Raw genomic sequence first — 12,783 nt, 5'->3', positions numbered from 1 at the left:
ACCCAGCGCGACGGCTACGGCTACGGCACCCACTGCTCGACGATGCGGATGATCTGCCCGTCGGCGGTGTCGATCCACACGCCCAGCTGAAACTCCTGGGTTGAGCGCCATTCGAGCCACGTGGCGATGTCGGTTTCGTTGAACTCGGTGGGGTCGCCCGACGGATACCACAGTGCGGTGGCCCCGGGTCCCGGGTTCATCACCCGAATCGTGCTGACGCTGTTGCGGACGTAGTAGTCGTTGGGTGGCGGCGACTCTTCGCCGTCTTCGGCGCTGGCCTGAACGGCGGCGGCGCCGGTGAACCAGCACGCCAAGTCGAAGTTGATGGCCTGGTCGGACGACCCGTCCGCGACGAATCCGAACCAGCGCCCGTCGCCGAGCGGCCCTTCGCCCGGCGCGCAGCCGCGCCCATCGGCCCGTTCGGCGAGTGCCAGGCTGATCGACCCCGAACGGTCGAACTCGGTGCATTCGCTCTGCAGAACATTGAACATGCGCTCGCAGCTGCCGTCGAGTTCGTAGCGGACACGGTCGACGTCGCCGAACTGGAACACGGTCGCGTTCAGCTGCGCCAGCAGGGCGGCCGACGAGCAACTGGCAGAAGACAGCGAAACCCAGCCACCATGGTCGGTTAGGTCGACGACCACATAGCCGCTCTCGTCATGGGTGACCCTGACCAACGAATCGGCGGTGGCGGCCGAGAAGTTCGACCCGGCGCCCTCGGCGATCTCGTCTGGGGTGGGGCCCGCGACCAGGTGGGTCAAGGCGGCCTCCAGGGCGGTCATCTCGGCCAGCTCGGGTCTGGCCCATTCCTCGACTGTCGAGCAGTCGGCACCGTCGCCGGTTGTGAAGTAGACGGCCACGGCGCCACCGTCGAGGGGGACCGTGTCGGTGGGGTCGACCAGGGTGGTCGTGCTGTCGGCGCCATCGGTGGATGACGTCGCGGCGGAAGTGGTCGAGCTGGGTTGGGTGGTTGTCGTCTCGATGGTGGTCGAGGTCGAATCGACGGTGACCACCGAGTCGGTGTCAGAGCACGCCGCCAATACCACCAGGAGGGCGACGACAGCGACGAGATTCCTCATGTCGCGAACAATACGCCCACCGTCGGCTCAGGTCAGAGCACCGCCCAACACAGCGCGTCCGCTAGTCGAGAGCGCCGGAAAGTACAGCGCGTCCGCTAGTCGAGAGCGCCGGAGAGTACAGCGCGTCCGCTAGTCGAGAGCGCCGGAAAGTACAGCGCGTCCGCTAGTCGAGAGCGCCGGAGAGTACAGCGCGTCCGCTAGTCGAGAGCGCCGGAAAGTACAGCGCGTCCGCTAGTCGAGAGCGCCGGAAAGTACAGCGCGCCCGCTAGTCGAGAGCGCCGGAAAGTACAGCGCGTCCCGCTAGTCGAGAGCGCCGGAAAGTACAGCGCGTCCGCTAGTCGAGAGCGCCGGAAAGTACAGCGCGTCCGCTAGTCGAGAGCGCCGGAAAGTACAGCGCGTCCGCTAGTGGAGAGCGCCGGAAAGTACAGCGCGTCCGCTAGTGGAGAGCGCCGGAAAGTACAGCGCGTCCGCTAGTCGAGAGCGCCGGAAAGTACAGCGCGGATCATGTCGTCGAAGCTGCGTTCGCGGTCGTCTATCGACATGTGCTCGCCGCGCATGATGTGGTCGCTGACGGTGCACACGGCCAGCGCCGCGGCCCCGTTCTCGATGGCGACGCCGTAAAGGCCCGCGGCCTCCATCTCGACGGCCATGAACCCCCACCGCGCCAGCATGTCGAACGTCGAGTCGCCCGCGGGGTCATAGAAGAAGTCGCTGGTGAACAGCCGGCCGACCTTGGCGCTGATGCCCCTGGCCTCGGCCGACTCGACACACGAGCGCAGCAGGTTCCAGTCGGCAGCGGCGGCGAAGTCGCGCCCCTGCACCCTGGCCCGGTTGACGATCGAGTCGGTGCCCGCCGCCATGCCGAACACGACGTCGCCCAGGTCCAGGCCGTCGACGATGGCTCCGCAGGAGCCGACCCGCACGATCTTCTTTACGCCGAACTCGCGAATCAGCTCGGTTGCATAGATCGACAACGAGGGCACGCCCATGCCCGAGCCCTGAACCGACACCGGTTTGCCCTCGTACGTTCCGGTGAAGCCCAGCATGTTGCGAACGTCGTTGACCTGTCGAACGTCGTCCAGGTAGGTGTCGGCGATGAACTTGGCCCGCAGCGGGTCTCCGGGCATCAAGACGACCTCGGCATAGTCGCCGGCCTCGGCGCGAATGTGTGGAGTTGCCATGGCGACAGCCTGTCACAACTGGCGCGGTCGCTAGGCGACGAAGCTCTCGAGGAAGGACTTCGTGGCCGCTCGGTCTTGGGGGTCTTGCGTCGCTATACCCACTCGCAGATCGGTGGCGCCAGATTCGACGTATTGGCCCAGCCGGTCGCCGACCTCGTCGGGTGACCCGATCAGCACCAGGTCTACGGCGTCGTCGACGCCCTCGATGTCGAGCATTCGTCGGTACGAGGGCAGCGATCCGTACATGGCCGATCCGGGCCTGGCGGCTTCGATGGCCCCATCTCGATCGGAGGTGACGCAGATGTTGACCAGGGCCACGATGCGCGGATCGGGCCGGCCGGCCTCGGCCGCAGCTTCGCGTATCAGCGGCGCGATGTGTGACGCGATGGTCTTGGGGCCGCACTGGCCGACGCTGGTGCCCGCGGCGTGCGCTCCGGCGAAGGCAAGCATTCGTGGGCCCAGCGCTGCCAGCAACAGGGGCGGCGGGTCGGCCTCGACCGTGAGTGTCCCGTTGGCGACGATGTGATCGCCGCCGTGCTGGACCGAGCCGGTCTCGAACAGGGCGTTCAGGCAGTGCACGAACTCGGCGGTGCGGGCGAAGGGCCGGTCGAAGCTCTCGCCGTACATGCCTTCTGCCACGATCTTGTGCGATGGCCCGATGCCCAGGGTGAACCGGTTGCCCGTGGCCGACGCCGCGGTGGCCGCCGACGCCGCCAGGGCCAACGGGTGCCGCCCGGTCAGGGGCACTACCGACGTGCCCATTTCGGTCAAACCGGCTGCGCGTTCGCCTATCGCTGCACACGCCACGATGGGGTCGACGCCCGACATCTGCGAGATCCAGAACGAGTCGAATCCTGCCGCCTCGGCCCACAAGGCCTCGGCGAGAGCCTGCTGAACGCTGGTGACGGCCGTACCGGCTCCGTAGCCCCATCTGACGGTTGAAGAAGTCATGGGTGAATCATGGCCTAACTGCGTGCGTGACCTAGGTCACGCGTGTAGGTTCGGATTCGTAGCTGCGAGCACCCCGGGGAGATCAATGCAGATCGAGATGACCATAAACGGCGTCGTCCACAGCGGCGACGTCGAACCCAGGACACTGTTGGTGCATCACATCCGAGATTCGGTGGGATTGACCGGCACCAACATCGGATGCGACACCTCGTCGTGTGGTGCCTGCACCGTGCACGTCGATGGCCAGTCGGTGAAGAGTTGCACCATGCTGGCGGTGCAGGCCAACGGGGCCTCGATCACCACCATCGAGGGGATGGCTTCGCCAGACGGAACCCTTCACCCAATGCAGCAGGCCTTCATGGAGAACCATGGCCTTCAGTGCGGTTACTGCACCCCGGGCATGGTCATGGCGGCCACATCGTTGCTCGACGAGAACCCAAACCCGACCGAGGCCGAGGTGCGCGAAGGGCTCGAGGGCAACCTGTGTCGCTGCACCGGCTACCACAACATCGTGAAGGCCGTTCTGGCCGCAGCTGAGGGGAGCTGACATGGCGGTAATGGGAACGCGGATGCTCCGCAAGGAAGATCCCAAGCTGTTGACAGGCGAGGCCAAATACGTCGACGACATCCACGCCCCTGGCGAGCTGTGGATGGGCATGGTGCGATCGACGGTGGCCAACGCCCGCATAGCGTCCATCGATGTCAGCGGCGCACTGGAACAGCCCGGTGTGGTCGGTGCATACACCGGCGCCGATCTGTCGGAGGGTTATTGGCTGGCTCCGCTGCCGTGTGCATGGCCTGTCACCGCCGACATGTTGAACCCGCCGCACTTCCCGGTGGCGATCGAGAACGCCCGCTATGTAGGCGACATCGTCGCCGTGGTGCTGGCCAACTCTCGCTACGCCGCGGCCGATGCGGTCGAACACGTGGTGGTCGAATACGACGAGTTGCCCGCCGTGGCCACCGTCGAGGCAGCCGTGGCCGGCGAGGCCCTGGCCCACCCAGATTTGGGCACCAACAAGGCATACACGTGGGCTCTCGACCCCGACCCAGACGCCACCCAGGCCGCTCTCGACGCGTCGGCCCACCGGGTGTCGGCTCGCTTCGTCCAACAGCGTCTGATCCCCTCGGCCATGGAGCCGCGCGGTGTGTTGGCCGTGCCGTCACCCTATGGCGGCGACATCACGTTGTACTCGGCGACCCAGGTGCCACACATCTTGAAGGTGATGGTGGCCGCAACCACCGGCATACCCGAGCACAACGTTCGCATCGTGGCCCCATCGGTGGGCGGCGGGTTCGGCGCCAAGCTCAACATCAACGCCGACGAGATACTGGCCGTCGCCTTGGCCAACCGATTGAAGCGTCCGGTGCGTTGGACCGAGAGCCGCAGCGAGGCAGCACTGTCGACCACGCAGGGTCGCGGCCAGGTTCAGCACATCGAGATCGGCTCCGACGCCGACGGCAAGCTCACCGCGGTCAAGGTGCACATCGAGGCCGACATGGGCGCCTACATGCAGCTCATCACGCCCGGCACCCCGCTGCTGGGCTCGTTCCTTTACACCGGTGTGTACGCGTGCCCGAACTTCAGCTTCGTGTGCGATGGCTACTTCACCAACCTCACACCAACCGACGCCTACCGCGGGGCGGGCAGGCCCGAGGCCAGCTACGCCATCGAGCGCGGCATGGACATGTTGGCGGCCGAGGTGGGAATCTCGCCAGACGAGATCCGCAGGCGCAACTTCGCCGGCGGCGGCGAGTTCTTCGAGAACTGGGAGTGCCCCTCTGGCCTGGTCTTCGACTCTGGCCACTACGGTCCCAACCTCGAACGGGCTCTCGAGTTGGCGCAGATCACCCAGCTGCGTGAAGAGCAGGCCCGCCGTCGCGAAGCAGGCGACACCAAGCAGCTCGGCATCGGCATGTGCACCTATGTCGAGATCTGCGGTCTGGCTCCCAGCCGGGCACTCGGTGGTCTCAACTACGCAGCAGGCGGTTGGGAGCATGCCACTGTGCGCATGCTGCCAACCGGCAAGGTCGAGGTCGTGTCGGGCTCAACTCCGCACGGCCAGGGACACGAGACCTCGTGGTCGATGCTGGTCGCAGACAAGATGGGCATCGACCCGGCCGACGTTCACGTGTTGCACTCCGACACATCGATCAGCCCGCTGGGTCTCGACACATACGGGTCGCGCTCGTTGGCGGTCGGCGGTGTGGCCATAGCCATGGCAACCGACAAGGTGATCGCCAAGGCCAAGGCCATCGTCGCCCACCAGCTCGAGGCCAGCCCCGAAGACATCGTGCTCGAGGACGGCAACCTGATGGTGGCCGGTTCGCCCGAGACCGCAACGCCCATCCAGTCGGTCGGTTTCGCCGCCTTCTCTGCCCACGACCTACCAGATGGCATGGAGCCCAACCTGCAAGAGCAGGTCAGCTTCGACCCGCCCAACTTTGCGTTCCCGTTCGGCACCCACGTTGCCGTGGTCGAGGTCGACACGGTCACCGGCGGCGTCGAACTGGTCGACTACATCGCAGTCGACGACTGCGGCAACCAGGTCAACCCGCTGATCGTCGAAGGTCAGGTGCACGGCGGCATCGTCCAAGGTGTGGCCCAGGCACTGTGGGAGCAGGCCAACTACGACGAGCACGGCAATCCGCTGAACCCGTCGTTCATGGACTACCTGGTGCCTTCGCCGGCCGAGGTTCCGTCGATGAAACTCGACTCGACCGTCACCGCGTCGACGTCGAACCCCCTCGGCGTCAAGGGTGTCGGCGAGGCCGGCACCATCGGCTCGGCCGCAGCTGCAATCAACGCCATCGTCGACGCACTGTCGCCCTACGGCATCAAGGACATCGAGATGCCGGCCACACCGCAGCGGTTGTGGCGAATGATCAACTCAGCCAACCAAGGAGCTTCGGCATGATCCCCGCAGCATTCGACTATGCAGTGGCCGAATCGGCCGAACACGCCATCTCGCTGCTGGGCGAGCACGGCGACGAAGCCAAGCTGATGGCAGGCGGTCACAGCCTGATTCCGATGATGAAGTTCAGGTTGGCCACGCCCACGATGGTGGTCGACGTAGGTCGCCTCGACGATCTGCGTTATATCAACGTGGGTTCTGACACCATCAGCATCGGTGCCCTCACGCGCCACACCGAGCTCGAGCACTCGGCGGCGCTTCGACAGGCGTGCCCGATGCTGGCCCATGTCGCGTCGAAGGTCGGCGACCCTCAGGTTCGGCACAAGGGCACGCTGGGTGGCACCTTGGCCCACTCCGACCCCGCGTCTGACCTGCCGGCAGCGGTTCTGGCCCTGGGCGGCACCATCGTGGCAACCGCCCCCGGGGGCTCGCGAGAGATCGCGGCAACCGACTTCTTCACCGGGTATTTCGAGTCGGTGTTGGCCGCCGACGAGATGATCACCGAGGTGAAGGTGCCGGTTTCGACAGGCGGTTGGAACTATCAGAAGTTCAACCGTCGGGCCCAAGACTGGGCCATCGTCGGGGTTGCGGTCGCCGAGGGTGGCAAGGGCGTCGCTCTGGTCAACATGGGCTCGACTCCGCTGCGGGCCTCGGCCGTCGAACAGGCCCTGGCATCGGGGGCGTCGATCTCGGAGGCTGCGGCGCTTGCAGCCGAAGGCACATCGGCCCCCTCAGACCTCAACGCCGACCCCGACTATCGCGAGCACCTGGCTCGCATCCTCACCGAGCGGGCCCTATCCGCCGCCTCCTCCTCCTGATCCGAAGTGTCTGTCTGCAGCGCCCCTATCGGGGCGCTGCGACAGGGCGCCTCGGGGTGAATCGGGTGCTGAGGCCGGCTCGTCAGCCGAGTTCGACAATCGTGTCGGCCATCTCGACCACCGCGGGACGGTGGCTGACCATCAACATCGCCGGGCGATAGGTACTGCGTAACCGCTGCCACAACATCAGCTCGGTTTCGACGTCGAGTGCGCTGGACATGTCGTCGACGATCAGCAGCTGGGGACGGCGCACCAGCGCCCTGGCCGCGGCGGTGCGTTGAGCTTGTCCGCCCGACAAACGCATGCCGCGCGGCCCCACGACGGTGTCGACCCCATCGCCCATCGACGCGACGTCTGACTCCATGCACGCTGTCCACAGCGCCTGGTCGAGTTCGTCGTCTGGCATACCCAGCAAGACGGTGTCGGCCAGTGCCTCGCTGAACAGTCGCGGAACCTGGGGCAGATAGGCCGTGCGGGGCGGCACCAGGAAGGTCGCGGGGTCTATCGCCTCGCCGTTCCAGTAGACCGATCCCGTCGACTCGACGAGGCCGAGCACGGCTCGCAGCAGCATCGACTTGCCCGAACCGACGGGCCCGCTGACGACAACCAGTTCGCCGGTGCGGATCTCGAAGCTGACGGGCGGCACGACTCGCCCCGACTCGGCGTCGTGCACTGCCGACAGCCGGTCGACGCTCAACACTTCCAGTGGCTCTACCTCGGGCCGTCCGTGAACCAGAGGTGGGGGACCGTGACGCAGGTTGGTGGCTGTCTTGATGACAACCGGCGGCCGGGTTCGGTCGTGGGACAGCTCGGCCAGACGGTCGACCGACACCTCGGCTTGGCGGTAATAGGTGGATACGCGGCCGGCCCAGCGGGACAGGTTTGCGATTGTGGTCACGTAGCCGACGAACAGCGCCAGGTCGCCCGCCGAGAGATCGCCGGCCGTTGCCGCCGACGCCACGGCTATCAACACCGCGCCGACAGCGACCTCGCCGGTTCCGAGGCCGAGCGACCGCACGAACTCTGCGCCGACCGTGTCGCGCAGCGCCACCGACGCACGGCGGTCGTTCAGGTCGCCGAACCTCTGCGACACCGCCTGCTCGGCCCCGGCCGTCTTTACGGCCAGGATCGCACCGAAGGTATCTCCGATGAAGCTGGTGACCGACGCGGTGGCCCCGCGCTCGGCCTGACGCCACTCCTTGAGCTTGGGACCCATCGCGGTAGCGATGGCCATGGCTATCGCCACCGGAATGGCCACGGCCACCGCCGCCCAACCGCTGATGCTGGCCATGACGACCACCGCGATCAGCGAGGACACGACGGCTCCGGAAACATCGAGCGACACGTCGAGCACCATCGCAACGTCCTGTACATCGTCGCGGAACCGGCTGACCGCCTCGCCTGGCGAGCCGGGCAGGCGCTTGGAAACCGGCCCGCCACCGGTCACCAGCGAACGGAACAGGTTGACCCGGGGCAGTGTCTGCCACCCGACCCACATGCCGTGCCATTGCACCGCAGCTGCCACCAGCAACAGCCAACGGCCGGCCTCCACCACAATCACACCGGCAACCAGGGCCCATGGCACCGACACCAGGCCGGCACTGAGTTGGTCGATTATCTGTTTGACCAGCCAGCCGGTGACCAGCGGGGCGATGAAGAACATGACCCATCCGACCCAGCCGAACGCGTACGACAGGGGATCGGCGCGCAGTATCCGCCAACAAAAGGCGAGAGTGCTGATCTGTGATTCGTCATTGCCGGCCGTGCCCGTCATGTGAGGGCCTCGTCGACATCGATGCCACCCGCTGCCATCTGCCTGAGGCGCGAATAGGTCGATGTCGGGTCGTCGGCCAAGGCTTGGCGTTGACCCCACTCGACCAGGCGCCCTTCGGACAGGACCGCGATGTGGTCCATGTGCTCGAGCGTGTCGAGCCGGTGGGCGATGACGATGGCGGTGCGCCCGGCCAACAACTCGGCGGTGGCCTGGGCGATGTGGCGCTCGGTCTCTGGGTCGAGGCGGCTCGATGCTTCGTCGAGCAGCACAACCGATGGGTCGGTCAGGAATGCGCGAGCGAAGGCCAGCAGTTGAGCCTCGCCGGCCGACAACCCCGAGGGCCCGTCGAGCTTGGTGTCGAGACCGTCTGGCAGTGCGGCCAGCCACCGGTCGAGGCCCACCCGGTTCAGGATCGACTCCAGGGTGGCGTCGTCGGCCGGCCTCGAGCCCAGGAGTGTCAGGTTGTCGCGCACCGACGCGCGCAACACGTCGACGTCTTGGGTCACCACGGCAACGTGCCTACGCAATGCCGATCTCTCGAATCGGCGCACGTCGATGCCCGCGATCGAGACCGACCCTCGGGTCGTTTCCCACAGCCGCAGCAACAGCCGTCCGAGTGTGGTTTTGCCCGATCCCGAACGCCCCACCACGCCCAGGTGGGTGCCGGCGGGAATCACCAGGTCGAGGTCGCGCAACACCGGGTCCTCAGATGACTCGTAGGCGAAGGTGACACCGTCGAAGCGGACTTCGGCTGCGCCCTCGCCCACAGCGTCGTGGCCCAGGGGGCCGTCGTCGAGCGCGCTGCGAGTATTCAGTATCTGGTTGGCTCGACGGGCCCCGGCGAAGGCTTTCTGGAACTCCTTCAACTGCTCCGCGATGAGCTCGAGTGGCATGCGCATCAGCTCGCTGTAGCGATACAGCGCCACAACCTGCCCGACGGTGACCAGGCCGTTGCGTTCGAGGGCGAAGCCCACGACCAGGGTTGCAGCCGAGCCGACGCCGAACGTGATTGCCGCGGCGGCGTATGCCCCGTCGCCGAGCAGCGACGCTCGCCGTGCCGCCCGCCACGACATTGCAGAATGCGACATGAGCCTGCCGACTGCGTACTCGCCCGCGCCGTTGGCCCTCAGATCCTCGAGCCCGCCGAGGCGCTCCTCGAGGTCTCCGTACAGCCGTGCGTTGACCTCGCGTTCGGCTTCACGTGCCGGCACGGCGGCCAAGCGGAGGCGGAACAACAGGTAAGCGCCCGACACGGTGGTCAGGGTCAGCACCAGGCCCGCCCGCAGGTCGATCGAGAACGCCACCACCAGCATCGCCACGGTCAGTACGGCGTTGCCGACCACCTGAACCAGCACGTTGGTGAAGAACGTGACCATCGCAGTGACGTCGCCGTCGATCCGCTCGATCAGAAGGCCCGGGCTGTGTCGCGAGTGCCACGCCATGTCGAGATGTGCCGAGTGATCGGCGAGCCGTTTTCGGAGGCGGTTGCCGGCGCGCCACGACAGATGGACCGAGCGCCAGGTGACCACCATCAACAGAGCCTGGGCCACCAGCGCCAGAACCACGTACAGCGACGCCAGAGACACCAGCGATGAAGCATCTGCGCGCTCGATTGCCAGGTCGACGAATCGTGCCAGCATCAGTGGCAGCGCCAGGCGTATCGCCAGCATGGCCGTCAGCACCACGGCCACGACCAGGAAGCCGAGGCGCTCGGGCCTGATCGTTTCGGCGAGAAGGTCCGCCTCGGCTCCTCGTCTTCTGGCCATGACGTCAGAGTAAGTGGCAGCCTCGTTTCGTCTTTGGCCATTTTCGCTGTTCACGAGCCAAGTGCGGCCCCGATCCGGTCCAAGTGCCCTGTCCCGGCGCCCCGCTAGGGGCGCCAGGGACAGACACTTCGGCACGGGGCGGTGGAGGGGTCTTTCGGCCCTTCGCACACGGCGCCGCGAGGGTTTCAATCGGTGAACGAACCCCCGGGGAGAAGGTAGGGGACACATGAGTGTCGACAAGGTCCGCAACGTCGTTCTGGTTGGCCATTCCGGCAACGGAAAGACGAGCCTGCTGGAAGCAATGCTGCTGAGGGCCGGATTGATCAATCGCCTCGGACGCGTCGAGGACGGCAGCACCGTGGGCGACTACGACGTCGACGAGAAGTCGCACGGGCACTCGCTTGCGCTCTCCACAGCCCAGATCGAATGGAACGGCTACACCGTCAACGTCCTCGACACGCCAGGTCATGCCGACTACAAGGGCGACGCCCTCATGGGACTCAGCGCCGCCGATCTGGCGGTGTTCGTCATCGACGGCGTCAGCGGGGTCCAGTCGCAGGATCGGGTTCTGTGGCGTCACGCCGAGCAGATGAAGATCCCCAGAATGCTGTTCGTGAACAAGCTCGACCGGGCCCGCTCGTCGTTCGAGCGCACGCTCGGCGAGATCCGGGAGGCGTTCGGCGCCCACGCCGACCCTGTCGAATACCCCATCGGCGCAGAGTCGAGCTTCCACGGCATCACCGACCTCATCACCGATGAGGCGTTCGTGTACGACACCGGCAAGGCTGCCAAGGCACCCATCCCCGAAGACCTGGTCGCAAAGGAACACGAAGAGCACGAGCACCTGGTCGAGGAGGTCGTCGAGCTCGACGACGAGTCGCTGAACGAATACCTCGAGGGCCACGAACCCTCGGCCGAGAAGCTCGAGCAACTCCTGCACGAGGCTCTCGATGCCGGCAGTGTTTTCCCCGTGTTGTGCGGCTCGGCCACCGGGCCGATCGGCGCCGACCATCTGCTGGACATCATCTGCAAGGTGGGCCCCGCCCCTGGCGACCTGGGACCGGTGCTGGCCGAGGCGGGCGACGATGCTGTGGCCCTCGAAGCCGATCCGTCGGCGGCCGCGGTTGCGTTCGTGTTCAAGACCCGCGTCGACGACTTCCTGGGAACGTTGTCGTTTGTGCGGGTGCTGTCGGGAACCATCAGGTTGAACGACGAGCTGGTCAACTCCCGCACGGGCGGCACCGAGAGGATCCGCCAGCTGGTGGTGCTGAACGGTGCGGATCATCGCTCGGTCCCGTCGGTTTCGGCCGGGCAGGTCGCCGCCTTCGCCAAGCTCGACGACACCGCAACCGGCGACACTCTGGCCGCCGGGCAGGCTGTGATCGCTCCGATGCCTGCACTTCCGACCCCCGTTTACAGCGTGGTGATCAGGGCTGCGCAGCCGTCGAACGAGGACCGGCTGGCGTCGATGCTGAAGCGTCTCGAATCCGAAGACCCCACCCTGGCCACCGGGTTCGATCCGACCACCAGGCAGACGACCTTGTCGGGTGCGGGCGAGACCCACATCCAGGTGGCCATCGACCGTATCGAGCGTGCGGGTGTGGAGGTCCTGACCGAACCCACCAGCGTCGCCTACCGCGAGACGCTTGCCGGTTCCGTCGAGGTCGAGGGCAAGTTCAAGAAACAGAGCGGCGGCCACGGCCAGTTCGGTGTGGCAAACGTGCGATTCGCTCCGCTCGAGCGCGGCGCAGGGTTCGTGTTCGAGAGCGAAGTCCACGGCGGGGCGATCCCGAAGAACCTGATTCCGGCGGTCGGCGCCGGCATCGAAGAGGCCATGGGGCGCGGCGGCAAGCACGGCTTCCCCCTTGTCGACATCGCAGCCGTTTGTGTCGACGGCAAGTACCACTCGGTCGACTCTTCGGAGATGTCGTTCAAGATGGCCGGGTCGTTGGCGTTGCGAGCAGCGATCGACTCGGTCGGGACCGTCGTGCTGGAACCGGTCAGCGAGCTGACGGTGGACGTGCCCAGCGAACACCAGGGCGAGGTGCTCGGCGACCTGAACTCGCGGCGAGGACAGGTGATGGGTTCTGTACCCGACGGCGACATGGTTTCGATCCAGGCCGTGGTGCCCACCGCGGAGGTGCAGCGCTACGCGATCGACCTCCGGTCGATGACCGGCGGCACCGGAGCCTTCTCGATGACGCACCACGGCTACCAGCCCGTGGCCGAAGCACTGATCAGCCGAGCCGCCACGCAGTGATCACTGCCGGCTCCTTTGCCGAGCCGGTCCGCTGCCGAC

9 protein-coding genes are annotated in these 12,783 nt (G+C 66.4%); 4 read left to right on the top strand and 5 right to left on the bottom strand.

The genetic code is table 11. From position 1 onward, the window contains the following. Positions 1-20 precede the first annotated feature (20 nt). The 3 genes from R2770_20515 to R2770_20505 all read right to left on the bottom strand — a co-directional run bounded on the left by R2770_20515 (position 21) and on the right by R2770_20505 (position 3,211). Positions 21-1,079: a GerMN domain-containing protein gene (locus R2770_20515; protein MEZ5282849.1), complete on the bottom strand. Its 1,059-nt coding sequence runs from the start codon at positions 1,077-1,079 to the stop codon at positions 21-23. Between the two features lie 470 nt (positions 1,080-1,549). Continuing rightward, entirely contained in the window at positions 1,550-2,260 is a 711-nt protein-coding gene (deoD, locus tag R2770_20510; protein ID MEZ5282848.1) for a purine-nucleoside phosphorylase, read from the bottom strand. A gap of 30 nt (positions 2,261-2,290) precedes the next feature. Further along, complete coding sequence (locus tag R2770_20505) at positions 2,291-3,211, bottom strand: TIGR03564 family F420-dependent LLM class oxidoreductase (protein ID MEZ5282847.1); 921 nt, start codon at positions 3,209-3,211, stop codon at positions 2,291-2,293. An 85-nt stretch (positions 3,212-3,296) separates the two neighbouring features. Between R2770_20505 and R2770_20500 the strand changes: the two genes are divergently transcribed. The 3 genes from R2770_20500 to R2770_20490 are packed head-to-tail and all read left to right on the top strand — an operon-like array spanning position 3,297 to position 6,944. Further along, positions 3,297-3,758, top strand: coding sequence for a (2Fe-2S)-binding protein (locus R2770_20500; GenBank protein ID MEZ5282846.1), 462 nt, complete (start codon positions 3,297-3,299; stop codon positions 3,756-3,758). 1 nt (position 3,759) lies between these two features. Further along, complete coding sequence (locus tag R2770_20495) at positions 3,760-6,129, top strand: xanthine dehydrogenase family protein molybdopterin-binding subunit (GenBank protein ID MEZ5282845.1); 2,370 nt, start codon at positions 3,760-3,762, stop codon at positions 6,127-6,129. Next, positions 6,126-6,944 (top strand): xanthine dehydrogenase family protein subunit M, encoded by an 819-nt coding sequence (locus R2770_20490; protein MEZ5282844.1) that lies wholly within the window; start codon positions 6,126-6,128, stop codon positions 6,942-6,944. Before R2770_20495 ends, R2770_20490 begins: the two co-directional genes overlap by 4 nt. Before the next feature lie 82 nt (positions 6,945-7,026). On the opposite strand, the gene R2770_20485 is transcribed toward R2770_20490, so the two are convergent. Together R2770_20485 and R2770_20480 are read right to left on the bottom strand one after the other, a co-directional pair. Continuing rightward, positions 7,027-8,718: an ABC transporter ATP-binding protein gene (locus tag R2770_20485; GenBank protein MEZ5282843.1), complete on the bottom strand. Its 1,692-nt coding sequence runs from the start codon at positions 8,716-8,718 to the stop codon at positions 7,027-7,029. Next, the gene (locus R2770_20480; GenBank protein MEZ5282842.1) at positions 8,715-10,484 is read right to left on the bottom strand and encodes an ABC transporter ATP-binding protein; all 1,770 of its coding nucleotides are present in this window, start codon (positions 10,482-10,484) and stop codon (positions 8,715-8,717) included. Before R2770_20480 ends, R2770_20485 begins: the two co-directional genes overlap by 4 nt. Before the next feature lie 226 nt (positions 10,485-10,710). Between R2770_20480 and R2770_20475 the strand changes: the two genes are divergently transcribed. Then, positions 10,711-12,744, top strand: a complete 2,034-nt coding sequence (locus tag R2770_20475) for an elongation factor G (protein ID MEZ5282841.1) — start codon at positions 10,711-10,713, stop codon at positions 12,742-12,744. Positions 12,745-12,783 lie beyond the last annotated feature (39 nt).

The organism is Acidimicrobiales bacterium, from assembly GCA_041394185.1.
Classification (GTDB): Bacteria; Actinomycetota; Acidimicrobiia; order Acidimicrobiales; family Poriferisodalaceae; genus JAAETH01.
This window is presented reverse-complemented; position numbering and strand designations above follow the sequence as displayed.